We start from the raw sequence: 24878 nt of genomic DNA on the forward strand, positions 1-24878 counted from the left end.
CTCAGTCGCGTTTTGTGCCGAACATGATCTCGTCCCAGCTGGGGACGGACGACCGGCCGCGCTTAGCTTCTTTCTGTTCCGTTTGTTCCGCCGGCTGTGGGCTTGCAGCAGCGTCACCGCCGTCGAAAACCCCCGGTTCATCCAGCAGTGACGGCTGCGCGTCAGTGTGCTCTTCTTCCGGTGCGCTCACAGCGAGCACGGAGTCATCATCGGCCTCTTCGGGCCGCGACAGTGCGGTGTGCGCTCCGTCAGGTTCGGTTTCCGGCATTTCCGGCACTGAGCGCAGACCTGTGGGAGCCTGCGCTGATTCGGCCTCCTGGGTACGGGCGCGGCGCCTGCGGAGGCTTTCGAGAATTCGTCCCGTCTCGGCCTGGTGATCAGCGGACTTCGGGGTGCGGTCCTGGTCTTCGAAGTCGAAAACACGTTCATCAGGGCTGCCGAAGTTGGGGATCGGTCCGGAATCAGCAGGGCCGGCTTCCGACAGCCAGCGCGCCTCGTCGTCGACAGCGTGGACATTTCGCTCGCGGTACTCCCAGCGCGCAGTCTTCTGCGTGCCGCGGATCGCGAAGGCCAGTTCGACGTTCCACACGCCCTCATCGGACCGCCAGGCGTCCCACTGGAGGCTGTCAGTGTCAGCTCCGCGCTTCTCCAGGCGCTCCATGGCGACATCGCGCAGCGGGCGCGGCGTGTGGTCGCGGCTGCCGTCTTCGTAGACGGGGCTTTGGCTGGCGCTGTGGGCAATGTGGCGGCGCTCAGCCAGGACGGGCTGTTCAAAGGCCTTGATGTGGTCGAGATCGCCGCCGGTGGCATCCGCGACTTCCTCAGCGGTAAGCCCCGAGCGGATCATCGCCTGAATGGCCTTGGGCCTCAGCTGACCGCGCCCGTAGGAGCGGGTGGCCTGCTGGGTGCGCAGGCGGCGCACCGCGGCAAGAAGTTCGTCGTCGACGCGAAGCCGATATTCGGCTCCCTGTGCATCGCGCAGCACAAGCGCACCGGACGCGTCAGCTGCGTGAAAAGACAGTTCCGTCACTCGAATCACACCTTCCTGTAGCCGTTCCATATTTTCACGGGCCACGGCCCGATGGGCGCACCAGCGGCGGCGAGTCGTCAAGCCCCGGCGACCAGGCGACGCGCAGAAACGCCACGGTAGACTTCAGGCATGACCTCATCTTCGGTTTCTCCCTTCGATTCGATTGTCCTCATGTCCTTCGGCGGACCCAACAAGGCTGAAGAAGTCGTGCCGTTCCTCAAGAACGTCACGGCCGGCCGCGGCATCCCCGAGGAGCGTCTCGAAGAAGTGGGTGAACACTACTTCGCCTTCGGAGGCAAATCGCCGATCAACGAACAGAACATCGCTCTTCTGGAAGCGCTGAGAAAAGAAGTCAGCGCGCGCGGCATCGATGCCCCCGTCGTGTGGGGCAACCGCAACTGGGACCCGTACCTTGACGACGTCCTGCGCGAGCGCGCACAGGCTGGAGACTCCCGCTTCATCGCTGTGACCACATCGGCCTACTCCAGCTACTCATCGGATCGCCAGTACCGCGAAGACTTCGCCAAGGCCAGCCAGAAGCTCGCCGGCGAGGGGATCAACGTTGAAATCGACAAGATCCGCCAGTACTACAACCACCCGGGCTTTGCCAACACGCAGGTGAAGATCGTCCGCGAAGCACTGGCTGAATTCGCGCAGAAAACCGGTGGGCTCGATCCGCAGAAACACCGGGTTCTGTACGTGACGCACTCAATCCCGGACACCATGCAGGCAGCCTCGGAAAAGTGCACCATCGGCTACGAAGCGCAGCACCGACAGCTCATGGACTATGTTGCCGCCCAGCTGGGGGAGGCACAGCCGCTTGAACAGGAGCTCGTATTCTGCTCGGAATCCGGCCCGGCACACATCCCGTGGTCTCAGCCGGACATCAACGACCGCATGGACGAACTTGCCGAAGAAGGCGTGACCGGTGTGGTCGTTGTTCCGTTCGGCTTTGTCTCCGACCACATGGAGGTCGTCTACGACCTTGACACGGAGGCAAAGGAAACAGCTGACAAGCACGGCTTCGCATTTGTGCGAGCCGCAACTGTCGGCACCGACCCGGTGTTCGTCAGCGGGCTTGTCGACCTCATCCTGGAACGTGCCGCACAGGTGCGCGGTGAAGAGGTCAGCGCACCGGCCGTGACGGAAGAAGGGGCGCTCATTGACGGTTCCGGCGCAGGCTCCGTCGAATGCTGCCGCGGTCGGGAAGACCGGCCCACGATGCCGAACTGGGCTGACTGATCACCCTTTGAGCACAGAAAAGGGGCGGCTTCGGCCGCCCCTTTCGTATGCGAATCGTCAGTCCTCAGGGTCGTCGATAACCGGGATTGTGCCGGTTTCTGCGGCGAGGACCTTCTTCAGCTCGGACGTGTCGAGATCGTTTTCACCGGCGATGTTGACGGTATCGCTCAGCTCTTCGATCAGGGCCTGTTCGCGGAACTCATCGCCGGCCTCGCGGGCTTCGGCGAGTTGTTCACGCAGGAGCTCGACTTTGTTGTCGAGTCCTTCAGCAAAACCTGACATGGGAGCCTCCCTTCTCAAACATCAGCATCATCGGCAGTCCGCATGAACTGAATATGAACACGATGATGTTGAGCCTCCAAATTACCAAAGTAAGAAAAAACAGCAGAAATCACCCGGTCTGCAGTTGCGCAAAAGCAAATGAAGGTGCATTATTCGGGATGACCCGCACATGAGCCGGTCTTTCACAGACTTCAACCAGATGCCGCCGGAGTGTGACCAGTACAAATGGCAACCGACTACGACGCCCCGCGTAAGCAGGATGACGAGATCAGCGCTGACTCCATCGAAGAGCTCAAAGCGCAGCGCAATCAGGCGCAGGCCAGTCAGGTAGACGAAGACGAAACGGCCGCGGCCGAAGATTTCGAGCTGCCGGGTGCCGACCTTTCGAACGAAGAGCTCTCGGTGCGCGTTCTGCCGCGTCAGAACGACGAATTCACCTGCATGGAGTGCTTCCTGGTTCGCCATCGTTCGCAGCTGGCGGAAGACAACGACGGGGTCCTCGTCTGCTCGGACTGCGCTGGCTGACACCGCGGGCGCGGGCTGAGTGCACAGGCGCAGACGAACACAGACATAGGCAGCGGGGGCGAGAACAGATCTGTTCTCGCCCCCGCTGCCTATGTCTGCCTGCAGTGGTGCCTGCCGGCAGCTGCTTATGAGTTCAGCGCCTTAGCCAAAGCCGCGGGGCGTTTGGTTGAGACCACCCAGTAGGGCGTCGGGTCCGCGGGGTCGTTGATGTGCACCCGGACGGCCTGCTTCACCCACGGGCGGATCATGAGGAATGCGCGTGCATCCAGCTGCGGTCCGCGAGCCTGGAACGCCTCAGCGGGGCCCAAAGGCTCAACTTCGGTGATGAAGCTGCGTTCGATGTGTGCCCGCCCCGCATAGAAGTGGGTGTCGGTCACGAGGATCTTCGCGCCCATAGTCATCAGCCAGGTCGCCGCGAGGGCGAAGACGACCACGGGCACCACGATCGCGCCGAGTGGCCAGACGGGGTAGACCATGGCAGCGGTCATTGATGACAGGAACAGTGCCACAATCCACCAGGTGATTGTGGGTGAGAGCTTCTCGACGTAGGCGACGCCCTGCGTCGCGGAGGCGGGGGAGTTCATGTGCCCCATTGTCCCACGTGGCTGGCGGGGTGTTCGGCCGCCCGGTTCACGAAGTGGCATCGGCACGCGCTAAGCACTAAAGTCCTGCCCGTGGCAGCCAATATCGTTCCCGTCCAACTGAAAGTCCTCGACCCGGGGCTTCCCGTGCCCGCCTATGAGCACTCCGGTGATGCCGGCTGCGATCTGATCGCCGCCGAAGACGTCGTGCTGCAGCCGGGGCAGCGCCGCCGAGTGCCGACCGGAATTGCTCTGTCGATTCCCGAAGGGTATGCGGGCTTCATTCACCCCCGATCGGGACTGTCATCAAAAGCCGGTGTGACCGTCATCAACGCGCCGGGCACCATCGACGCGGGCTACCGGGGCGAAATCCAGGTTCCGCTGGTCAACCTCGATCCGGATGCGACCGCGACGATTTCGCGCGGTGACCGCATTGCGCAGCTCGTCATTCAGGCGGTCTGCCGGGCGGAATTCGCGATTGTCGATACGCTGTCAACATCAGACCGGGGCAGTGCCGGTTTCGGATCAACCGGCGGATTCACCCACAACGAGGAGCAGTAGATGTCATTCTTCAGCCGTTTTCGCAAGGCCAAGCCGTCAGAGGAACCGAACGAAGAACCGGACAGCACCGAAGAAGTCGCCGCTGACGAAGCTGCGGCTGACGAAGCTGCCGAAGTCGACGCCGACGATGACTTCGCGGCGAAGGAAGGCCCGCGCGACCGTGCTGAGAACGGTCCGTGGGACGCATCCGAAGAGGCCTCTGAGGCTGACCGCCTTGACCTTGGTGCTCTGAAGATTCCCGTGTACGACCAGATGCAGGTGCAGCTTGAGCAGACCGAGGACACGCGCGAAATCGTCGCCGTCACACTCGTGCACAAGGGCGGAAACCTGCAGCTGCAGGCCTTCGCCGCTTCTAAAGCAGAAGGCATCTGGGGCGATGTGCGCACCCAGACTGCGGCAAACATTGAACAGGCCGGCGGTTCGGCAGCTGAGCGCTACACCGAATTCGGCACCGAGCTGCACGCCGAAGTTCCCGTCAAGCTCGACGGTGAGGACACCCCGTCCCTGCGCCCCGTGCACTTCATCGGCATTGACGGGCCCCGCTGGTTCCTCCGGGCAGCACTGACGAACGCGGCCGCAGAAGACAGCCCCGCGAGTGAAGAGCTGCGCAAGGTGCTGCGGGGCGTCATCGTCGACCGCGGCGAAGAAGCCCGACCTCCGCGCGAACTGCTGATGCTCACCCCGCCGAACACGGAACCGAAGCGGGAAGAATCAGACGACGACGATCCGCTCAACCCGGGTCCCACAATTGCCGAAGTCCGCTGACAGCGGAACGCGCGCTGCACGTGTAGCCGAACTGCCGCGTCAGGCGCGGACCTGCGTGCCGATCAGCGAGGTCGAAGACCGCGACACCGCGTCGGTGGCCGGAACCATCAGGTCGATCACGCGGTCAGCACACGGTGCAAACCCGACATTCGACTGTGTCGTCGCCGACGACACGGGCGAGGTGCGGGTTCGCTTCTTGGGTGTGCGGGAAATCTCGGGCCTCCTGCCCGGTCGTCCGGTCGCAGTGCACGGAAAATTCTGCCTTCTTGGCGGTGAAATGGTCACGCTCTGTCCGGCCTACACACTGCTGCGCGGCAGACCCTCAACAGCGCTTCGGTGATCAGCGGGTCATTGCCGTCAGCTGCGAATGCAGCTCCGGCAGGGTCAGGAAGTACAGTTCATCGCCGGCGATGAGTGAATCATCGGCATCGGGAGCGAAGGCACGGCCCTGCCGGACCAGGGCAACGAGAACAGTGTCGGCCGGCCACGAAACGTCGCCCACACGCTGACCCGTGATGGCAGCGGTTTCGTGCAGCGTCACCTCGACAAGGGATGTGCCGCCGCGCTGCAGGTTCATCAGCTGCACCAGACCGCCGACCTCGACTGCTTCTTCGACCAGCGCGGTGAGCAGACGAGGTGTTGACACGGCAACATCGACACCCCAGCTGTCGTCGAACAGCCATTCGTTGCGGGGATTGTTGACTCGGCTGACTGTGCGGGGAACACCGAACTCGGTTTTCGCCAGCAGGCTCAGCACCAGGTTCGTCTTGTCATCACCCGTAGCCGCAACGACGACATCGGCGTAGTCAAGATTGGCTTCGGCCAGACCATCGGGTTCGCAGGCATCAGACAGGAGCCACTGCGCGCCTGGCACCAGGTCACGGCGGATTGCGTCCTTGTCTTTGTCAATGAGCAGGACGGTGTGCCCGTTCTCCAAAAGCTCACGGGCTACGGAATTGCCGACGGAGCCGGCTCCGGCGATGACGACCTTCATGGTGACTCCTCTCAGTCCTGCTGCCTGTACTGCTGTGCCGGGGGCGCATCGAGAATCCGCTCGATGTCCTCGAGGTCGTCCATCCGCGACATGATGTGCACAAGATCGCCCTCCTGCAGGAGGGTGTCCTTCTGCGGCAGGATGCCCTCACCCGACCGGGTGATGAAGCCCACGCGGCCCGGCACCGCATCTTCGATTTCGAGAACGGAGTGCGAAACCCACGCCGGGTTGACATGCACTTCTGACAGGCCGATCTGTCCGGACGGGTCACGGTATTCGTTGACGGAACCCTGCGGAATGAGCCGGCGCATCATCTGCTCGGCCGTCCACCGGACCGTCGCCACGGTCGGCACGCCCAGCCGTTCGAAGATCTGGGCGCGCTTGGGGTCGTAGATGCGAGCTGCGATGTTCTTCACGCCGAAGGTTTCACGGGCGACGCGCGCGGCCAGAATGTTCGAATTGTCGCCGGAAGAGACCGCGGCGAAGGCGTAGGCACCATCGACTCTGGCGCGCTTGAGGACATCCCGATCGAAGCCGACACCCGTGATGGTCGAACCGGAGAAGTCCGGGCCCAGCTTGAGGAACGCATCCGGATCCTGGTCGATGACCGCCACCGTGTGTCCGCGACTGTCGAGTGTCCTGGCCAGGAGGGCGCCGACGCGCCCGCAGCCCATAATCACAAAGTGCACGGCATCCGCCTTCTTCACAGTTGACTACCATGGGGGCCGTGGCAAGCAGTTTTACCTATGCGCTCAAGCGCGCAGTCGTTGGACGGCCGTTTCGCAGTGACCACTTTAGACGCGAAGCGCTCCCAAAGCGCCTCGCAATGCCGGTTTTTGCCTCAGACATGCTGTCCTCGGTCACCTACGCGCCGGATGAGATTCTGCTTGCCCTGTCGACCTCCGGGATCGTGGCGATCACCATTTCGCCGTGGATCGGCCTTGCCGTAGGCGTCGTCACTCTCATCATGGTGCTGTGCTTCCGGCTCACGCTGCGGGCCTATCCGGCCGGCGGCGACTATTCGGTTGTCGCGCAGAATCTCGGTGTCCGCCCGGCCAGGCTCGTCGCCGCCGCTCTTCTGGTGGACTTCGTCTTGACCCTGTCCGTGTCAATGGCGGTGTTCGCCGGCTTTGTTGCCCAGCTTGTTCCGTCGCTGCGCGGCTACACGGTTCTGGTTGCGCTGGGAGGCGTGGCCGTTGTGTCGCTGTTCGGTCTGCGCGGCTGGAAGGGCACTCGCACGCTCATGGCGGTGCCCACGTACACGTTCATCGCGCTCGTGTTCATCATGCTGGCCGTCGGCTTCGGCCGGATGCTCGCCGGTGATCTTCCGCAGGCTGAAAGCGCTGCGTTCACTCTGGAGCCCTTGGCCGGCGTTGATACTGCGATGCAGGGCTTGGCTGCCGTGTTCATCGTCCTGCGAGCCTTCTCTTCGGGGTCCGTGGCGGTTGCAGGAATTGAGACGGTCGCTGCCGCAGCCCCGAAGTTCCGTCAGCCGCGCGGCCGCAATGCCGGAAACACGCTGCTGATCACGGGTGCCCTGTCGGCGACGATGCTCGTAGGGCTCATGTGGCTGGCCTCGGTACTCGGCATCAAATATGCCGCCGACCCCGCAGCTCAGCTGTCCAAGAACGGCCACAGCGTCGGGCCCGACTACGTGCAGCACCCAGTGGTGGGGCAGATGGCCGAGGCGGTATTCTCGTTTTCGCCGGTGCTCACCGCCGTTGTCATCGTCGTGTCAGCGCTCATCCTCCTGGTTGCGGCGAACACCGCCATCGAGGGCTTCCCGGTCCTGGCATCGCGCCTGGCCCGCGACGAGCTGCTGCCCAAGCAGATGGCCACCCGCGGAGACCGCATGACGTTCTCCAACGGCATCCTCGTGTTGGCGGGCGCGTCGATGCTCATCATCTTCATCACGGACGCACAGCCCACCAAGCTCATTGAGCTGTATCTGGTGGGTGTGTTCCTGTCGTTCTCTTTGGGCCAGCTGGCCATGGTCCGCCACTGGAGTCGCATTCTGCGCCGTACCGTTTCCGGGCCCAAGCGCACCAAGATGCTCATTGCCCGTGTGGTCGGCTTCGTCGGAGTGGTTCTTGGACTGACGGTTCTCGTGGTGGTCATCATCACGAAGTTCGTCGGCGGGGTGTGGATGGCGCTGCTGGCGATGTTCCTGCTGTACGCGCTCATGGGCGGCATCTTCCGTCACTATTCGGCAGTCAATCGCGACCTGAGCGTCGATCCGGAAGATACGGATGTGCGCCGCCTGCCGGCCGGAACACGCGCGGTTGTCGTCGTCACCAGCATCAACAAACCCGCTTTGCGCGCTGTTGCCTATGCGCGGGCCAGCCGTCCCACTCAGCTGGAGGCGATCACTGTTGCGGTCGATGCCGAAGCGGTTGAGGAAATCCAAAAGCAGTGGGACGCGATGGAGCTGACGGTTCCGCTGACCATCATCGGTTCGCCGTTCAGGGAACTCATCCGTCCGATCATGCGGCACGTGACGACCCTGCGTCGCCGTCATCCGCAGGACCTCATCATCGTCTACATTCCCCAGTTCATCGTGGGCCGCTGGTGGGAGTCGCTGCTGCACAACCAGACGGTTCTGCGGCTGAAGTCGTTCTTGGCTTTCCTGCCCGGTGTGGTTGTTGCGACCGTGCCGTGGCGCCTGGAGTCCTTCAACCGCAGTCAGGTGGTTCTGGAAAGCGCGGAGGGCAATATCGAACTGTCTGACCTCAGGATGAAGAAATGACTGCTCAGCGTCCCGCGGTCGGTGACCGCCGTGTTCTTGTTCCCGATGCCCCGGCAGCCGGGGGAGCGGCCGCTGCCCGCACCGAGGACGGGGTTGTCTTCGTTGACGGTGCCCTTCCGGGCGAAACGGTCGAGGTGGAGCTGACCCAGGTGAAGAAGCGCTTTGCTCGCGCTCGGGTCACCTCGGTTGTCACGCCATCAGAGCACCGTGTTCCCGACCGGCTGGCTGCCTGCGGTGCCGCAGGCGTTGGCGGGGTGGAGTTCGCTTCGGTTGATCTTGCGTATTCGCGCAGGCTCAAAGCCGAAGCCGCCCGGCAGCAGCTGGAGCGGATCGGCGGCATCGAATGGGACCTGCGGGTCAGCTCGCTGCCGCGTGAAGCTGATGGGGGCTCCGGTATGGACTGGAGAACCCGAGTGCAGCTTGCCGTGGGTCCGGACGGCCAGCCCGGCCTGAGGGCCGGGGGATCTCACCGGGTTGTTCCGGTGTCTCGTATTCCGCTGGCGGTCGATGAGCTCAATGACCTGGGTCTGCACCGGCAGACCCTGCCCGGTCTGTCGAGGCTCGAGCTCGTCGCCTCGGCTGGCGGTGGTGCGATCATCGCCGTGGGGCAGCCGAAAGAGGCCGTGCTGGGCAAGCTGAGGGAAATCGCAGCCGCGCAGCCGGGTGCCTGGTCTGTTCTGCTGCGCACAGAGGGCAAGCGCAATCGCGGTCGCCCAGCACCCCCGAAGGTTCTCGCGGGCACTGGTCGGGCGCGCGAAGAAGTCCGCGGCCAGCGTTTCGGTCTGGACGCCGACGGCTTCTGGCAGGTGCACGTGGATGCCGCGGATGTTCTGTCAGCGAAGGTCCTCGAGTTCGCGGGCCGTCCGCAGTCCGCACTTGATCTGTACTGTGGGGCCGGGCTGTTCTCGGTGTTCCTCGCCAAGGCGGGGGCCAAAGTCACCGGGATCGAAGGATCGCAGGCGGCGATTCAGTCTGCCAGAGCCAACGCGGAAGGCCTGCCGGCCAAGTTCGAAGTCGGACGCATTGAAAAGCTCGGAATGCTGCCGCCGGCCGACACCGTCGTGCTCGACCCGCCCCGAGCGGGAGCCGGAGAAGACGTCGTCAACACGATCGGCGCCTCGGCGGCGGGAAGGGTCGTCTACGTCAGCTGTGACGCCGGGACTTTCGCGCGTGATGCTCGCGTCCTGCTCGACTGCGGTTTTGAACTTGCGCACCTGGAAGGCTGGGATGCCTTCCCGCTGACGAAGCACACCGAATTCACCGCTGTCTTCACTCGCTGAGACCGGGCGCGGCGGCCGTGCCCCGGTGGTGGAGAACACTGTGGCGATGCGATAAGATTTATCTTGACGTCAAGATACTTTGCACAACGTTTATGTTGCCTAATTCGAGCTCGGATGAAGCCGAGCCGGGCGCAGGGTATCGAGAGCGAACGAACAGGAGAGTCACTTGAGCAACGTCGACAGTTTCAAGTCCAAGGGCACTCTTGAGGTCGGAGACAAGTCCTACGAGATCTACCGCCTCAGCGCGGTCGATGGTTCGGACAAGCTTCCGTTCAGCCTCAAGGTCCTGCTGGAGAACCTGCTCCGCACCGAAGACGGTGCCAACATCACCGAGGACCACATCAAGGCACTCGCCTCGTGGGACCCCAAGGCCGAACCGAGCGTTGAAATCCAGTTCACGCCGGCTCGTGTCGTCATGCAGGACTTCACCGGTGTTCCCTGCATCGTCGACCTCGCCACCATGCGCGAAGCCGTCAAGGAACTCGGCGGTAACCCGGACGACATCAACCCGCTGGCTCCCGCTGAACTCGTCATCGACCACTCGGTCCAGATTGACTCCTTCGGCAACGCAGACGCCATCGAGCGCAACATGGACATCGAATACCAGCGCAACGGTGAGCGCTACCAGTTCCTGCGCTGGGGCCAGACCGCATTCGACGACTTCAAGGTCGTTCCCCCGGGCATGGGCATCGTCCACCAGGTCAACATCGAATACCTGGCACGTGTCGTCATGGCCCGCGAAGTCGGCGGCGTGACCCGCGCTTACCCCGACACCCTCGTCGGCACTGACTCCCACACCACCATGGTCAACGGCCTCGGTGTGCTCGGCTGGGGCGTGGGCGGCATCGAAGCAGAAGCAGCAATGCTCGGCCAGCCCGTCTCCATGCTCATTCCGCGCGTCGTCGGCTTTAAGCTCAAGGGCGAAATCCCCTCGGGCGTGACCGCTACCGACGTCGTTCTGACGATCACCGACATGCTCCGCCAGCACGGTGTTGTCGGCAAGTTTGTTGAGTTCTACGGCGAAGGCGTTGGAGCCGTTCCGCTGGCCAACCGCGCCACGATCGGCAACATGAGCCCCGAATTCGGTTCGACCGCCGCCATGTTCCCCATCGACGACGTCACCATCGACTACCTCAAGCTCACCGGCCGTTCGGACGAGCAGATCGAACTGGTCGAAAAGTACGCCAAGGAACAGGGCCTGTGGCACGACCCGTCGAACGAAGTCGAGTACTCCGAGTACCTCGAACTCGACCTGTCGACCGTCGTTCCCTCGATCTCCGGTCCGAAGCGTCCGCAGGACCGCATCGAACTGTCTGACGCCAAGGCTCAGTTCGCCAAGGACATCCACAACTACGCTCAGCCGGGCGAAGAGGACAAGTCCGTCGACGTCTCCATGGGCGACGGCCGCGAATTCGAACTGAAGAACGGTGCGGTTGCCATTGCGTCGATCACCTCGTGCACCAACACCTCGAACCCGTCGGTCATGATGGCTGCAGGTCTGCTGGCTCGCAACGCCCGCAAGAAGGGTCTGAACTCCAAGCCGTGGGTCAAGACCTCGATTGCTCCCGGTTCGAAGGTCGTCACCGACTACTACACGAAGGCCGGCCTCATCGAAGACCTCGAGGCGCTGAACTTCTTCATCGTCGGCTACGGCTGCACCACCTGCATCGGCAACTCCGGTCCGCTCGAATCGGAGATCTCGGAAGCCATTCAGGACAACGACCTTTCGGTCACCGCAGTCCTGTCCGGTAACCGCAACTTCGAAGGCCGCATCAGCCCGGACGTCAAGATGAACTACCTGGCTTCGCCGCCGCTGGTCATCGCATACGCCCTGGCCGGAAGCATGGACTTCGACTTCGAAAACCAGCCGCTGGGTCAGGATCAGGACGGAAACGACGTCTTCCTCAAGGACATCTGGCCTTCGCCGGAAGAAGTCGAAAGCGTCATCGACTCCTCGATTTCGACCGAAGCCTACAAGTCCGAATACGGCACCATCTTCGACGGTGACGAGCGCTGGCAGAAGCTCGACACCCCGTCCGGTTCCGTCTTCGAATGGGACGACGAATCGACCTACGTCCGCAAGCCCCCGTACTTCGAGGGCATGGAACTCGAACCGGCACCGGTCAAGGACATCGAAGGTGCCCGCGTGCTCGCCAAGCTCGGCGACTCGGTCACCACTGACCACATTTCGCCGGCTGGTTCCTTCAAGGCCGACACCCCGGCCGGTAAGTACCTCACCGAGCACGGTGTTGAGCGCAAGGACTTCAACTCCTACGGTTCGCGCCGCGGTAACCACGAAGTTATGATTCGCGGTACGTTCGCCAACATCCGCCTGCAGAACCTGCTGCTCGACGGTGTTCAGGGTGGCTTCACCCGCGACTTCACGCAGGAAGGCGGCCCGCAGACCACCATCTACGACGCCGCTATGAACTACCAGGCTGCCGGCACCCCGCTGGTCGTCCTCGGCGGTAAGGAATACGGCTCCGGTTCTTCGCGTGACTGGGCTGCAAAGGGCACCAAGCTGCTCGGCGTTGCCGCTGTCATCGCTGAGAGCTTCGAGCGCATCCACCGTTCGAACCTGATCGGCATGGGTGTTCTGCCCATGCAGTTCCCGGCCGGTGAAAGCGCTGACACGCTGGGCCTGGACGGCACCGAGACCTTCTCGATCGCAGGTGTCGAACAGCTCAACGAAGGTGTCACGCCGAAGACTCTGAAGGTCACCGCGACCAAGGACAACGGTGAAACCGTTGAGTTCGACGCTGTTCTGCGCATCGACACCCCCGGTGAAGCCGACTACTACCGCAACGGCGGCATTCTCCAGTACGTCCTCCGCTCGCTCGTGAAGTGACGCACTGAAGATTCGCTGAAGCCGTAAGACAGCGCTGAAGCGGGCCGGATCATATGATCCGGCCCGCTTTGCTGTGTCCGCTTGTCAGTCAGAGAAGATCTGCACCGCGGCTGTGATGGTCCATTGAACGCCGATGATCGCAGCGATCCACAGGAGCGTGACCTTTGCTTCGTACTCAAAAGTCGTAAGCAGTCGGCGAATGCGGGGGAAGATGCGCGGGCCGAATATGGCGATGGCAGTGAGAATGATGAGTGCCGGTGCGATCATGATGAAGCAGTAGCCGGCTAGGATTGCCAAGCGGACTGGCTACGGGTTCCCCATGTTGCCCATGATTCCGATTGCCGCGAGGTAGGGGACCATTGTGGAGGCCTCCGCCGCGGCCGCACTCAAGCCCAGTGCAATCACGGCCCACGGTGAGAGTGATTTCGGTGCCGGTTGCTCTGCTATTTCTTCCGGGGTGCGCTTCTTTGGGTTCTTCGCAAAGATCCCGAAAGCTGCAAGCCCTACGCCGATGATGAGGCGTGCCCAGAGTGCCGGCGGTGTGCGCAGAATGTCAGTCAGGGCCTCAAGCAGAGTGTCCATGCCGAGCAGCAGCACGATGCTGAGGGTGAAATAGGCGCTGCAGACGGTGAGGAAGTACAGCGCCTGCGGTCTGAACTCGACGCGCTGCTGGCGTATTGCCAGCGCGACTGGAATGACGAGAGTGCCCAGGCTGAGGCTGTCTAAGAGTGCGAGGCCGATGAGCGATAGCAGGTCCACGGGCGGTCTCCAGATGTTCTTGCTGAACCGAACAATACACTTGTATCACATTCCTAATACAAGTGTATTGATAAACTGCCGGTGTGAGTGAATCTGCTTCTTTGACCGATGCGCAGGCCGCTATCGCGGATGCGGCTATCACGGTGATAGCCAACCGCGGTTTTGATGTTGTCAGCGTGCGTTCGGCCGCGGCCGAAGCCGGGATGTCTCCGGGTGCGGTGCAGTATCACTTTCCCAGCCGCCAGCTTCTGCTCCAGGCGGCATTCCGGCGTTCTGTGCAGCGGCAGGATGTGCGAGCCCTCGCGGCTGGCCGGGACGCGAATGAAAAACGCAGTCCTCTGCGCGAGCTTCTGCCCATTGGCCCGGAGCAGAGGGAGGACGCTTTGGCGTGGGTTGCCTTTGGGGCTGCGGCGTCAACGCGGCCGTGGCTGGCTGAGCTGTACCGCCGGGAGCTCGACAACTTCAGGGAAAAACTGGAAGAGGCGTTCTCCTCTGCCATCGAGTCCGGCCGGCTCCGTGAAGATCTTGATGTTTCGCTGGCGGCGCGTCTGGTCACCGCTCTCGTCAACGGGCTGACCCTTGACTACATCAACAGTCCCGGCACGGAGCCGGCTGAACTCGACGCCATGCTGGAAAGCGGCCTGGCTCGGATCCTGGCCTGATCAGTGGCTGAGGTCTGAGCCTGAGGTTTCCTTCATGGTGGAAATCGTGATGCACGAGACGATCAGCAGGAACACCGAGTATCCGGCGAAGATCCAGGGGTTGCCAACGGCGGCGAGCACCATGCCGGCGGTACCGCCGAACGCTGCAATGGCCACGGCGTAGGGGATGCCGAAGCCGGCGGTGCGCTGAGCCGTGGGGAACATTTCGGCGTTGTGGACGTGAAACAGGCTGCGCCCATGAGCGTCCATCGGCGGGCAGTTTCTGTCATTTTTCTGCAGGCGGTTAGACTGGACTGCTGACACCTACACGCACTGGAGGACCACGCGGTGACTTTTCTTGAGGGGCTGAGAGGCCCTGATGACCTGCGGGAACTCAGCGACGCAGAATGTGACGTTCTGGCCAAAGAGATCCGCGACGAACTGATTTCGAAAGTCTCAGCCGTCGGCGGACATCTGGGTCCCAACCTCGGCGTTGTCGAACTGACCATGGCGATTCACCGCGTGTTCAAGTCCCCGCGTGACACCGTGCTGTTCGATGTGGGCCACCAGTCCTACGTCCACAAACTCCTCACCGGCAGACTCGCCGGCTTCGACACGCTGCGCCAGTGGGGCGGCATGTCCGGCTACCCCTCGCGGGAAGAAAGCCCGCACGACGTCATCGAGAACTCGCACGCTTCGGCTGCGCTGTCATGGGCTGACGGCATCGCCAAGGCGAATCAGCTGCGCGGTAAGAACGACCGCCATGTCGTCACCGTCGTCGGCGATGGTGCGCTGACGGGCGGCCTGGCCTGGGAAGCGCTCAATACAATCGCAGCGGACGAATCGACCCCACCGCGCAAAATGGTCATCGTCGTCAACGACAACGGCCGCTCCTACGCGCCGACCGTCGGCGGCTTCGCAACGCACCTCGATTCCCTACGCACTTCGTCGAGCTACGAAAAGATCCTGTCCTGGGGCAAGGAACGCCTGCAGGAGGGCGGGATCCCCGGCCGCTACGCCTATTCGGCCATGCACGGTATGAAAAAGGGTCTGAAAGACATGGTGACGACGCCGTCACCGCAGGCCGGCATGTTCGACGAACTGGGGATCAAGTACATCGGACCGGTGGACGGGCATGACCTCGAAGCCCTCCAGCGGGCGCTGACTCTGGCCAAACAGTACGATGCCGGTCCCGTCATCGTGCACGCGCTCACCCAGAAGGGCCACGGCTACGCTCCGGCGTATAACGACGACGCGGACCAGTTCCACGCCGTCGGCGTCATTGACCCTTCAACGGGCAAGGCCAAGCCGACAGTCGGCACCTCGTGGACCGAAGTGTTCGGCAAGGAAATCGTTGAGATCGCGCGCAAGCGCGACGACATCGTGGCAATCACCGCCGCCATGCTGCAGCCGGTTGGACTGAAAGAATTCGCAGACGAATTCCCCGACCGCGTTTTCGACGTCGGCATTGCCGAACAGCATGCAGTGGCCTCGGCCGCCGGTCTGTCCTTCGGGGGACTGCACCCCGTGGTCTGCCTGTACGCAACCTTCCTCAACCGCGCCTTCGACCAGGTGCTCATGGACGTTGCACTCCACAAACAGGGTGTGACTTTCGTCCTTGACCGCGCCGGCGTGACAGGCCCGGACGGAGCAAGCCACCACGGCGTGTGGGACATGGCGATGCTGCGGATCGTCCCAGGACTGCAGCTGGCAGCCCCGCGTGACGCCACACGACTGGTTGAAGAACTGCGCGAAGCCGTCGAAGTGGAAGACGCCCCGACGGTCGTGCGTTTCTCCCGCGGCAAAGTCGGCCGTGAATTCGAAGCGCTGCGCCGCACAGAAGACGGCGTTGACGTGTTGGCCGACGTGCCTGAGGACTGCAGTGAAGACGTTCTCATCGTGTCGGTTGGGGCTCTTGCCGACCGAGCCCTGGCTGTGCGTGACGAACTCGCTTCCCGCGGCATCGGCGCCATGGTCGTCGACCCCCGGTGGGTGCTGCCGGTCCCGCAGTCCGTCATCGAACGCGGCGCTGAGTTCAGCCTCGTCGCTGTGATCGAAGACGGCATCAAGATCGGCGGCATCGGGTCGCAGATCCGTCAGGAGCTGCGCGAAGACCGTTCGCGCACGGGCGTTGTCGAACTCGGCGTGCCGGATGAATTTCTGCCGCAGGGAACGCGCGAAGAAGTCCTGTCCTATGCCGGCATGGATGTTTCGGACATGGTCGACGACATTCTGCGCATGCTTCCCGGTGCTGAGCGTCACCTGCGCGAAGCTCGCTGACTCAGCCGGCTGACCAGCAGGGGCAGGAGACTGCAGCCTGCAGCCGGCCGGCACTCAGGCGCGTACGCCGCGATGCTGATCGATCACCCGGCACAGCAGCGGTGCAGCCTCGGCAATCTGCCATTCGCGCGCACCGCGCTCCCGCAGGAAGTCTTCGACAGCATCGACATCGGCCGGGTGGTCGCCGCCAAGGGCAGCCCGCGATGCCAGTTCCCGCACCAAAGCCGGAGTGATGAGAAGGTCGTGCGGCACATCGAGCTCTTCTGCCCGCGCGTTCACGGCACTCTTCATGTGCGTCAGGATGTCCTTTGCCGCGTCCCGCTGTTGCCTGGTCAGCCGCGGTGTTGACTTCTGCGGATCGCGCACCGTGGGCATCATGTCTTCTGGCAGGCGGTTACAGGCCTGCACGGCGCTGAAGAGCTCACGGGCATCCGCGGGTGTCGGGCGGCCTCGACCGGGAAGTCGCAGCAGCTCTTTGGAAGATCTCAGCTGTGTTCCCGCTGCTTGCACCATAGCTCGGTCCGCGATGATGCGTCCGGGAGCGACATCGCGCTCTTCGGCGATATCGTCGCGCACCGCCCACATGGCGCGCACACGCCCCAGACCGCGGCGATTCTTGATTGCACCCAGACCGTGCACGCGCCGCCAGGGCTCCGGGTACACCTTCGGGGTGAACAGTGCAGCGTGTGCGAACTCCTGCTGAGCGATTTCCCACTTGTCGGCTTCACGCAGCTTCTGTTCGAGAATGTCGCGCAGTTCAATGAGCAGTTCGACGTCAAGAGCGGCGTAGGCCAGCCAGTCGTGGGGGAGTGGACGCTGAGACCAGTCGACGTAGGAGTGCTCCTTTGCCAGGCGAACTCCCAGGTGGGCGCCGATGAGTGAAGCCAGTCCGAATTTCGGTTCGTTCAGCAGACGAGCGGCGATTTCGGTGTCGAAGACGCGGGTGGGAACCATGCCGGCTTCAGCCAGACACGGCAGGTCTTGGCTCGAAGCGTGCAGAATCCATTCGGCATCCTGCATTGCGCGGCCAACCGGTTCGAGACTGTCAAAGGCTTCCGGGTCCAGCAGGAGGATCCCCGTTCCTGCGCGCTTGAGCTGTATGAGGAAGGCGCGGCTGCCGTAGCGGATGCCCGAGGCGCGTTCGGCATCGACGGCTACGGGGCCAGTTCCGGCCTCCAAAGCAGCAACCGCGTCGGCGAGCGCTTTCGGGGTGCTGATGACCTCCGGCACGCCGCCGGCGGGTTCGTCGAGGAGTGGAAGGTTGGGGTCGACGTCAGATGAGCTCATCGCCTGCGTCCCGGGAAGGGACTGACTCCTTCGGGCATGGGTGGAAGGCCCGCCACGGTCATGATGAGCTCGACCCACGCTTCAACGTGTTCGGAAATGTCTGCGGGATCCTCAAGCACTGGGGTCCACGATGCACGCAGTTCAAGGTCGACGGTCGTCGGCCGCTGCGCGAGGGTTCCGAAGCTTTCGGATATGACTTTCGTGGTTGTGCCGCCGACGGCGGTCACATCGCAGTCGCGCCCGTCCAGGGCGTCTGTCAGCCACGTCCACGCAACGTGGCCGAGCATCGGCTCGGCGGCCAGTTCGTCTTCGAGTTCCGCACGGATATAGGACACGATCCTGAACGGCCCCTGCCATTCTTCCGGTGCTGCCGGGTCGTAGAGGACGACGATTCGGCCGGTCGCGAGGTCGTCAACGGCGTCGTCTTCGAGGAACGTGCCCTCGGCTGTGACCTGGGCGGAGAAAGCGACGGCCCACGGTGCTAGCCGGCCGGGTGCGGCGATTTCTTCGATCCTCACCTGCGGGGTCGACTGCACGGCCCGGAGAGCCTCGGCGAGTGTCGCGAAGGCCTTGGGCGTGCGATTGATGGGAACAGGCTGGACCACGCCCTCAACGGTAGACAGCGCGGCGGGGCAGGCGAAGCTCCCACGCCGGGCGGATGGAATACTCGGGGGTCGAAGTGCCTTGAACCGTCGGAAGGAGTACACAGTGTCTGTTGAACCTGAAGACTTCAAAAGCGCTTTTGCCGATCACCCGGCCGGAGTGTGCATCATCACCGCAGACAGCGGTGACGGTCCGTTCGGGCTGACGGCCTCCTCGGTGGCCAGCGTGTCGCTCGACCCGCCTTCGCTCCTGTTCTCCGTCACGAAGGCCAGGGGAGCGGCCGGTCATGTTCTCGACGCTCCGCGCTTTGCCGTCAACATGCTCCACGCGGGGCATTCGGAGCTTGCCGTTCAGTTCGCCATGCCCGGCGGGGAGCGCTTTTCGGCCCGCCAGAACTGGACGTATATGGATGATGGGGTCCCGGTGCTCGATGACGCGCACTCCGTGTTTGTGTGTTCCCACTACGGCAGGCTGCCGGTTGGGGAATCGACGGTGGTCGTGGGAGAAGTGGAAGACATCGTGCGCAGGCCACAGGGCATTCCTATGGTCTATCACCAACGCCGCTTCCACGACCTCGGCAAACTCCTGTGACGAGGTGCCGGTCACACCTTCGCGGTATGACCGTGACCGGTGTCCCGGATGGGCTCAGCATCTGAGACGATAGGGGCATGGCTACAACTTTCGAGCGGGCGGCAACCGGCCGTCCTGTATCGCGCACACCCGTCTGGTTTATGCGGCAGGCAGGCAGGTCTCTGCCGGAGTACCTCAAACTGCGTGAGGGCACCTCGATGCTGGAGTCGTGCCGCCGCCCAGACATGGTCACCGAAATCACGATGCAGCCGGTCCGCCGTCACGGCGTTGACGCTGCGATCTTCTTTTCCGACATCGTCGTTCCGCTGCAGGCGGCTGGTGTTGGCGTGGAGATCAAACCCGGTGTTGGGCCGGTCATGGATCAGCCCATCTGTCGGGCTGAGGACATTGACGCCCTGCCAGAGCTGACTCCGGATGACATTCCCGACATTGTCGAATCGGTGCGCGGAATTGTTGAGCAGCTTCCCGAAGACACTCCGCTCATCGGCTTTGCCGGCGCACCGTTTACGCTGGCCAGCTACCTCATTGAGGGCGGTCCGTCGAAGAATCACGAAAAGACGAAGGCCATGATGGTCGGCGCTCCTGAACTGTTCGACCGTCTGCTGAGCAAGCTCGACGTCATGTCGGAGCTGTTCATCCGCACGCAGGTTGAGGCCGGCGCGAGCGCTTTCCAGGTGTTCGACTCCTGGGCGGGCTACCTGTGTGAGGAGGACTACCGTCGTTATGTTCTGCCGCACACGCAGCGTCTTTTCTCCGGCCTTTCTGATCTGGATGTTCCCAGCATTCACTTCGGTGTGCAGACTGGTGAGCTGCTGACCGCTATGTCGGAGGCCGGTTCGACCGCCGTCGGCGTCGACTTCCGCGTTGACCTGGCCGAGGGCATTAAGCGAATCCAGCCGCATCAGGCCTTGCAGGGCAACCTGGATCCCGCGATGCTGTTCGCTCCGTGGGAGGCTCTGCAGGAGCGGATCGAGTCGATTGTCCGCAAGGGGCTCGAAGCTCCCGGCTTTGTGTTCAACCTGGGTCACGGCGTGCTGCCGAACACCGATCCCGAGGTGCCGGGGCGGGTTGTTCGGGAAGTCCACCGGATCTCGGAACAGGTTCTGGCTGAAAAGGCATGACCGGACGCTCCGCTGTCGTCATTGGGGCCGGGATCTCCGGCCTGACCGCCGCCTATGAGTATCTGCAGTACTCGCCGGGCAGTTCTGTCACGGTGTACGAGGCGTCTGACCGCTTGGGCGGTCTGCTGAAGTCTTCGACACTGGGCGGGGCTGTTGAGTCGGCTGACGTCGGTGCCGAGGCGAGCCTCTATGTGCGGCCGGAAACCCGGGGCCTTGCCGAGCGCCTGGGTTTGGAAGCCGTGTATCCGTCCCGCGAGCACTCTTCGCAGCTGTTTGTGGGCGGGCGAATGCAGGCCATGCCCAAGGGCACCCTCATGGGCGTGCCGGGGGACCCCCGCGCGCTTGAGGGAATCCTGAGCGCCGATGAGATCGCCAGAGCTGAAGCCGAACAGCTGACCCCCGCCGGTGCTGACGATGTGTCGGTCGGTGATTTCATTGCCTCCCGCCTGGGGGATGCTGTCGTCGACAAGGTGCTCGACCCGCTCATCGGCGGCGTGTACTCGGGTCGCTGCCGCGACCTGTCGATGCAGGCGACCGTCCCGGCGCTGCTGCAGGCTCACCGCAACGGCACCTCGGTGCTTGAGACCGTCAGGGACGCGCTTGCCGCCCGCACCGCCACCTCGGGAGCGAATGTTCCCGGCACTCAGAAGAAGTCCGCACCGCCCGTGTTCATGACTCTGCGCGGCGGGATCAGCGCTCTGATCACGGCTCTTGCCGAAGATGTGCGCAGTCGTGGTGGGCAGATCAATACGGGTGCGCAGGCTGTGTCCGCGAACAGAGCAGACGACGGCTGGCAGGTGCTGTTCGCCGGTGGCGAGCAGGTGCGCGCCGACGATCTCATCATTGCCGTGCCCGCTTACGCGGCAGCGGAGATTCTGCGGGGCGAGGCGCCCCGGGCCGCGCAGCTGCTGGCAGAGGTGCCCTATGCCAGTTCGGCCGTCATCACGGCGGTCCTCGACCTTGCTGAGCCCCTTGGCGGCAGCGGGTTCCTCATCCCGCCTACGGAAGACCGCTTCATCAAGGCCTCCACCTACGCGTCAAACAAATGGCCGTGGCTGGACGACGTCCTGCCTGAAGGCCGTGCTGTTGTGCGCATGAGTGTGGGCCGCTTCGGCGATGCCCCCGATGTATGGGAGCAGTTGGACGATGACGAACTTGCCAGCCGCGCGTGGGCGGACTGGCTCGACATCACCGGCAGGAACGACACCGCTGAGCACCTCGAAGTCCAGCGGTGGCAGGACAGTCTGCCTCAATTCACCCCGGGACACTTTGCCCGCGTGGCGGACATCGACCGCGCGACATCTGAGATCCCCGGCCTGGCGCTGGTCGGAAACGTGTACGAAGGTGTAGGACTGCCGGCGTGCATATCCCGAGCGCAGAACGAAATCCATCGCATGAGCGAGAAAGGCTGATAATGCGCGAATACCAAGAACCCTCACAGGAACAGATCGACCAGGCCAACGACGAAATCCGCTACCTCGGCTATTCCGTCTTCGCCGCCAGCGGTGACCTCCCCGAGGGTGACCGCCAGCAGCTTGCCGGTGAGGTCCTTGAGCAGCTGGACGAACTCAAAGCGGAAGGCCTGACCGTCCGCGGAACCTACGATGTTTCGGCACTGCGCGCTGACGCCGACATCATGTTCTGGTGGATCGCACCGAAGGTCGAAACCCTCCAGAAGGCCTACTCGATTGTTCGCCGCTCAACACTCGGCGCGATCCTCGAACCCGTGTGGTCGGTTGTCGGTCTGCACCGCCCCGCAGAGTTCAACCGCCGTCACATCCCAGCGTTCATGACGGACGAAACACCGCTGGACTACCTGTGCGTGTACCCGTTCGTGCGCAGCTACGACTGGTACATCCTCAAAGCCGAAGACCGTTCGAAGATGCTGCGCGACCACGGTATGGCAGCTGCGGGCTACAAGGACATCAAAGCGCACACGGTGTCGTCGTTCGCTCTGGGCGACTACGAATTCCTGCTGGGCTTCGAAGCCGACCAGCTGCACCGTCTGGTCGACATGATGCGCGACCTGCGCGCCACCGAGGCTCGCCTGCACGTGCGCGAAGAAATTCCGTTCTACACGGGACCGCGCCGCGAACTGGCTGACATCATCGCCGACTGGCGCTGATCCCCGTTGACCCCAAGCAGCGCCAAGCGCTGACCGAATGACTGTGGCCGCCGGATACTCCGGCGGCCACAGTCATTCCCACAGCCCAACCCGGCCCCAGCACCTGAGGCCAGACAGAACCAGGTGAGCTCCGCCTCGTCAGTCCTCCACGAGTTCCAGACAGATGGAGTTGATGCAGTACCGCGCATCGGTCGGGGTCGGAAAGCCCTCACCGTAGAAGACGTGGCCCAGGTGGCTGTCGCAGGCGGCACACCGCACCTCGGTGCGGACCATTCCCATTGATTCGTCGCGGATGTAGCGCACGCGGTCTTCAGCCAGCGGTGCATAGAACGCCGGCCAGCCGCACTGGGCATCAAACTTCGTATCCGAGGTGAACAGCTCCGCCCCGCACGCCCGGCACAGATAGCGGCCTTCGCGGAACACCCCGTCGTACTCACCGGTGAACGGCCGTTCCGTTCCACCCTGGCGAAGCACAGCGAACTCCTCCGGGGAGAGAATCTCCTGCCAATCCTGTTCTGTTCTGTTTGCTGCGTCAGCCATGTCAGCTCCTGTTCTTTGTGTGCCGGTGATGACTCAACTGTAGAAAACTGTGTTCGGTGCGAAGAATTCCGGCCACGTTGGCACACCGGCGTCAGCCGACCCTAAACTGTTCTGCAGGAGGTAACCAGGTGGCACAGCCTATCCAGTCCAAGACAGCACGAGCCCTGGCAGCGGGGCTCGGCATCGGCATCGGGATCGGTGCTCTTGTCTCGATTGCCTCTTCCGGGCTTGCCGTCTACTTCGCACGGAAAGTCGTCACACCCGGAAAAGCCAAAAACGATGTGCGGATCCTACACGTCGAGGGTTTCGACGACGACATGATCATCCACCTGGAAGCAACGCCGGACACTCTGGTTCCCGGAACATACGGCCTGTACTTCGGCAATGGCACCGACGAAGGCTTCGCCCGCATCGGCGATCTCATTGAATACGACCCCGTTTCCGCAACCGTCAGCCGGAAAGTCGACACAGTGCTGCGCGGGGACATCCGTCACGCTTCCGTGGGTCGGTGGACGGGAACCGTCCACATGGGGCCAGAAGACCTCTACCTTCCGTGCGAAAACATCGTCATCAGCTCTGATGTTGGGGCGCTGCCGTCGTGGTTCCTGCCGACCACCGCGGCACAGCCGTCAGACACGTGGGCCATCCTGATCCACGGCCGAGGCGGAACTCGCCGGGAAACGCTGCGTGCGGCTGCCGTTCTTGATCGGGTGGGGATTCCGTCAATCGCCATGTCCTATCGCAACGACCCGGAAGCTGAACGCCACCAGACATACGGCCTGGGGGATACCGAATGGCTTGACGTTGACCGTGCAATTGACTTCGCCCTGGCCAACGGGGCGCGCAGGATCGTGCTGTTCGGATGGTCGATGGGTGCCGCAATTGCGTTCCAGACCGCATCCCGGGGCCGTCACGCAGACAGCATCGTCGCCATGGTGCTCGACGGACCCGTGGTCGACTGGTATGACGTTCTGGACCACCAGGCCCGGCTCAACCTGCTGCCCACCCCGATTGCCAGGCTGACGCTGCAGATGATCACCCAGCCGTGGGCGCGCAGACTCACCGGTCTGGAAACGCCTTTGGACCTTGACCGCATGGACTGGGTCAAGCGCGCGGCCGACCTGAGAGTCCCCACACTGCTCATCCACTCCGAAGATGACGAATTCGTGCCGGTGGGGCCGTCGCGTGCGCTCGCCGGCTTCCGTCGGGACCTCGTGACAATGCCGCGCTACACAAAAGCGCGGCACACCAAGGAATGGAATGTGGATCGGCTCGCGTGGGAAGACGACGTGGCGCGTTTCCTACGCAGTCTGGAAACCCAGGCGCAGCATGAGGGTGCTGTCGCCTTCGACGGCTGACAACAGGCGCAGGTCGGCGGGGCCGTCCAGTTCGACCTGACCGAGGATGCCCGGCCCATCGCCGCCCACCAGCAGCGGGCTGGTGGTCACGCACATTTCATCAATGGCGCCCGCGGCTGCCCATGCGCCCAGCAGGGACGGGCCGCCTTCACACAGGGCGCGCTTGAATCCGCGCTGGGCCAGTGCCGTCAGCACTGTGTGCGGGTCAGCGGTGTCAACGCGGATGACTTCGTCAAGACTGCTGCGCAGCCGCTGCAGAACCTCGGCATCCTCAGTTGTTGTGAACACGATGATGCGGCCGCTGCCGGCAGAGACCAGGTGTTCGATGTCGAGGTTCCCTGAGCCGGTGATGATCGCCAGCACCGGGGCTGGTTCCTGTCCGCGGGCCTGCCGGGCTTCAGCAAAGCGCTGACGCGCGGGCAGACGTGTGTAGCCCTCTTCGCGGACAGTGGACGCACCGACGATGACAACATCGGCCAGGGAGCGCAGGACGGCAAAGACGCGTTTGTCCGAGGGGCTGGAGATGGTTCCTGACAGTCCGTCCGCGCCTGCGATCTTGCCGTCGAGGCTTTGCACCATGTTCGACTGTACGCGTGGGCGATCCGATGGAATCGCGGTCGAATCGTAGAGTTCGGTCAGGACTTCTTCCTGCGGGTCGGGTGCGAGGTCGACAGGCGAGGGGAAGATCTGCTGCAAGTGCTGTGAGGCGGCCACGAACA

The 24878-nt window shown here is 63.2% G+C and carries 27 protein-coding genes; 15 read left to right on the forward strand and 12 right to left on the reverse strand.

Features of this window, described 5'->3' with window-relative positions; genetic code table 11:
- Window position 1: 1 nt before the first annotated feature.
- On the reverse strand, window positions 2–1030 hold the full coding sequence (gene sepH, locus Bravens_RS04955) for a septation protein SepH (protein ID WP_062020870.1): 1029 nt from the start codon (window positions 1028–1030) through the stop codon (window positions 2–4).
- 129 nt (window positions 1031–1159) lie between these two features.
- On the opposite strand from sepH, the gene Bravens_RS04960 reads away from it, so the two are divergent.
- Window positions 1160–2272, forward strand: coding sequence for a ferrochelatase (locus Bravens_RS04960; RefSeq protein WP_062020874.1), 1113 nt, complete (start codon window positions 1160–1162; stop codon window positions 2270–2272).
- 57 nt (window positions 2273–2329) lie between these two features.
- Here the strand turns inward: Bravens_RS04960 and Bravens_RS04965 are convergent, their stop codons facing one another.
- Entirely contained in the window at window positions 2330–2554 is a 225-nt protein-coding gene (locus tag Bravens_RS04965; RefSeq protein ID WP_062020877.1) for a hypothetical protein, read from the reverse strand.
- Window positions 2555–2779: 225 nt separating this feature from the next.
- Between Bravens_RS04965 and Bravens_RS04970 the strand changes: the two genes are divergently transcribed.
- Window positions 2780–3079, forward strand: a complete 300-nt coding sequence (locus Bravens_RS04970; RefSeq protein ID WP_019175241.1) for a DUF4193 domain-containing protein — start codon at window positions 2780–2782, stop codon at window positions 3077–3079.
- Window positions 3080–3204: 125 nt separating this feature from the next.
- Here Bravens_RS04970 and Bravens_RS04975 read toward each other — a convergent pair whose 3' ends face one another.
- Window positions 3205–3663, reverse strand: a complete 459-nt coding sequence (locus tag Bravens_RS04975) for a DUF3093 domain-containing protein (RefSeq protein WP_061941249.1) — start codon at window positions 3661–3663, stop codon at window positions 3205–3207.
- 90 nt (window positions 3664–3753) lie between these two features.
- Between Bravens_RS04975 and dut the strand changes: the two genes are divergently transcribed.
- Genes dut through Bravens_RS04990 form a run of 3 tightly spaced genes read left to right on the forward strand, consistent with a single transcriptional unit; the run spans window position 3754 to window position 5326 of the window.
- A complete protein-coding gene (dut, locus tag Bravens_RS04980) occupies window positions 3754–4221 on the forward strand; it encodes a dUTP diphosphatase (RefSeq protein ID WP_062020880.1) in 468 nt (155 codons plus the stop codon).
- Window positions 4222–4986 carry a DUF3710 domain-containing protein gene (locus tag Bravens_RS04985; RefSeq protein WP_061941245.1) on the forward strand — a complete coding sequence of 255 codons (765 nt, stop codon included), beginning with the start codon at window positions 4222–4224 and terminating at the stop codon, window positions 4984–4986.
- Entirely contained in the window at window positions 4970–5326 is a 357-nt protein-coding gene (locus Bravens_RS04990) for a single stranded DNA-binding domain-containing protein (protein ID WP_061941242.1), read from the forward strand. The genes Bravens_RS04985 and Bravens_RS04990 overlap by 17 nt, the downstream gene beginning before the upstream one ends.
- Here the strand turns inward: Bravens_RS04990 and Bravens_RS04995 are convergent, their stop codons facing one another.
- Together Bravens_RS04995 and Bravens_RS05000 are read right to left on the reverse strand one after the other, a co-directional pair.
- On the reverse strand, window positions 5327–5980 hold the full coding sequence (locus Bravens_RS04995) for a potassium channel family protein (protein WP_061941239.1): 654 nt from the start codon (window positions 5978–5980) through the stop codon (window positions 5327–5329). It abuts the gene before it with no gap.
- A gap of 11 nt (window positions 5981–5991) precedes the next feature.
- Window positions 5992–6669 carry a potassium channel family protein gene (locus Bravens_RS05000; RefSeq protein WP_061941237.1) on the reverse strand — a complete coding sequence of 226 codons (678 nt, stop codon included), beginning with the start codon at window positions 6667–6669 and terminating at the stop codon, window positions 5992–5994.
- A 137-nt stretch (window positions 6670–6806) separates the two neighbouring features.
- Here Bravens_RS05000 and Bravens_RS05005 point away from each other — a divergent pair, with 137 nt between their 5' ends.
- The 3 genes from Bravens_RS05005 to acnA all read left to right on the forward strand — a co-directional run bounded on the left by Bravens_RS05005 (window position 6807) and on the right by acnA (window position 12854).
- A complete protein-coding gene (locus Bravens_RS05005) occupies window positions 6807–8726 on the forward strand; it encodes an APC family permease (protein WP_062020886.1) in 1920 nt (639 codons plus the stop codon).
- The gene (locus Bravens_RS05010) at window positions 8723–10006 is read left to right on the forward strand and encodes a class I SAM-dependent RNA methyltransferase (RefSeq protein ID WP_062020889.1); all 1284 of its coding nucleotides are present in this window, start codon (window positions 8723–8725) and stop codon (window positions 10004–10006) included. Before Bravens_RS05005 ends, Bravens_RS05010 begins: the two co-directional genes overlap by 4 nt.
- Window positions 10007–10172: 166 nt before the next feature.
- Window positions 10173–12854: an aconitate hydratase AcnA gene (gene acnA / locus Bravens_RS05015; protein WP_062020892.1), complete on the forward strand. Its 2682-nt coding sequence runs from the start codon at window positions 10173–10175 to the stop codon at window positions 12852–12854.
- 84 nt (window positions 12855–12938) lie between these two features.
- Here acnA and Bravens_RS10790 read toward each other — a convergent pair whose 3' ends face one another.
- Together Bravens_RS10790 and Bravens_RS05020 are read right to left on the reverse strand one after the other, a co-directional pair.
- A complete protein-coding gene (locus tag Bravens_RS10790) occupies window positions 12939–13151 on the reverse strand; it encodes a hypothetical protein (RefSeq protein WP_244878120.1) in 213 nt (70 codons plus the stop codon).
- 9 nt (window positions 13152–13160) lie between these two features.
- Window positions 13161–13613, reverse strand: a complete 453-nt coding sequence (locus Bravens_RS05020) for a GAP family protein (RefSeq protein WP_244878121.1) — start codon at window positions 13611–13613, stop codon at window positions 13161–13163.
- A gap of 83 nt (window positions 13614–13696) precedes the next feature.
- On the opposite strand from Bravens_RS05020, the gene Bravens_RS05025 reads away from it, so the two are divergent.
- Entirely contained in the window at window positions 13697–14275 is a 579-nt protein-coding gene (locus tag Bravens_RS05025) for a TetR/AcrR family transcriptional regulator (RefSeq protein ID WP_062020896.1), read from the forward strand.
- Here the strand turns inward: Bravens_RS05025 and Bravens_RS05030 are convergent, their stop codons facing one another.
- Window positions 14276–14524, reverse strand: coding sequence for a hypothetical protein (locus Bravens_RS05030; RefSeq protein ID WP_062020899.1), 249 nt, complete (start codon window positions 14522–14524; stop codon window positions 14276–14278).
- Between the two features lie 78 nt (window positions 14525–14602).
- Between Bravens_RS05030 and dxs the strand changes: the two genes are divergently transcribed.
- On the forward strand, window positions 14603–16534 hold the full coding sequence (gene dxs, locus Bravens_RS05035; RefSeq protein WP_062020902.1) for a 1-deoxy-D-xylulose-5-phosphate synthase: 1932 nt from the start codon (window positions 14603–14605) through the stop codon (window positions 16532–16534).
- Window positions 16535–16588: 54 nt separating this feature from the next.
- Here the strand turns inward: dxs and Bravens_RS05040 are convergent, their stop codons facing one another.
- Both Bravens_RS05040 and Bravens_RS05045 read right to left on the reverse strand, forming a co-directional pair.
- On the reverse strand, window positions 16589–17821 hold the full coding sequence (locus tag Bravens_RS05040; protein WP_062020905.1) for an HRDC domain-containing protein: 1233 nt from the start codon (window positions 17819–17821) through the stop codon (window positions 16589–16591).
- Complete coding sequence (locus tag Bravens_RS05045) at window positions 17818–18426, reverse strand: DUF3000 domain-containing protein (protein WP_062020908.1); 609 nt, start codon at window positions 18424–18426, stop codon at window positions 17818–17820. Before Bravens_RS05045 ends, Bravens_RS05040 begins: the two co-directional genes overlap by 4 nt.
- 103 nt (window positions 18427–18529) lie before the next feature.
- Here Bravens_RS05045 and Bravens_RS05050 point away from each other — a divergent pair, with 103 nt between their 5' ends.
- The 4 genes from Bravens_RS05050 to hemQ all read left to right on the forward strand — a co-directional run bounded on the left by Bravens_RS05050 (window position 18530) and on the right by hemQ (window position 22261).
- Window positions 18530–19015 carry a flavin reductase family protein gene (locus tag Bravens_RS05050; protein ID WP_062020911.1) on the forward strand — a complete coding sequence of 162 codons (486 nt, stop codon included), beginning with the start codon at window positions 18530–18532 and terminating at the stop codon, window positions 19013–19015.
- Window positions 19016–19092: 77 nt separating this feature from the next.
- Window positions 19093–20136, forward strand: coding sequence for a uroporphyrinogen decarboxylase (gene hemE / locus Bravens_RS05055; protein WP_062020914.1), 1044 nt, complete (start codon window positions 19093–19095; stop codon window positions 20134–20136).
- Window positions 20133–21548 (forward strand): protoporphyrinogen oxidase, encoded by a 1416-nt coding sequence (hemG, locus tag Bravens_RS05060; protein ID WP_062020918.1) that lies wholly within the window; start codon window positions 20133–20135, stop codon window positions 21546–21548. Before hemE ends, hemG begins: the two co-directional genes overlap by 4 nt.
- Before the next feature lie 2 nt (window positions 21549–21550).
- Window positions 21551–22261: a hydrogen peroxide-dependent heme synthase gene (gene hemQ, locus Bravens_RS05065; RefSeq protein WP_061941214.1), complete on the forward strand. Its 711-nt coding sequence runs from the start codon at window positions 21551–21553 to the stop codon at window positions 22259–22261.
- 138 nt (window positions 22262–22399) lie between these two features.
- On the opposite strand, the gene msrB is transcribed toward hemQ, so the two are convergent.
- Window positions 22400–22801 carry a peptide-methionine (R)-S-oxide reductase MsrB gene (gene msrB, locus Bravens_RS05070; RefSeq protein ID WP_061941212.1) on the reverse strand — a complete coding sequence of 134 codons (402 nt, stop codon included), beginning with the start codon at window positions 22799–22801 and terminating at the stop codon, window positions 22400–22402.
- A gap of 128 nt (window positions 22802–22929) precedes the next feature.
- On the opposite strand from msrB, the gene Bravens_RS05075 reads away from it, so the two are divergent.
- Complete coding sequence (locus tag Bravens_RS05075) at window positions 22930–24159, forward strand: alpha/beta hydrolase family protein (RefSeq protein WP_061941210.1); 1230 nt, start codon at window positions 22930–22932, stop codon at window positions 24157–24159.
- Here Bravens_RS05075 and Bravens_RS05080 read toward each other — a convergent pair.
- Window positions 24103–24873 carry a dihydrofolate reductase family protein gene (locus tag Bravens_RS05080; RefSeq protein ID WP_062020920.1) on the reverse strand — a complete coding sequence of 257 codons (771 nt, stop codon included), beginning with the start codon at window positions 24871–24873 and terminating at the stop codon, window positions 24103–24105. The two genes, Bravens_RS05075 and Bravens_RS05080, sit on opposite strands and share 57 nt — an antisense overlap.
- Between the last annotated feature and the right edge of the window lie 5 nt (window positions 24874–24878).

It is taken from the genome of Brevibacterium ravenspurgense (genome assembly GCF_001584615.1).
Classification (GTDB): Bacteria; Actinomycetota; Actinomycetes; order Actinomycetales; family Brevibacteriaceae; genus Brevibacterium; species Brevibacterium ravenspurgense.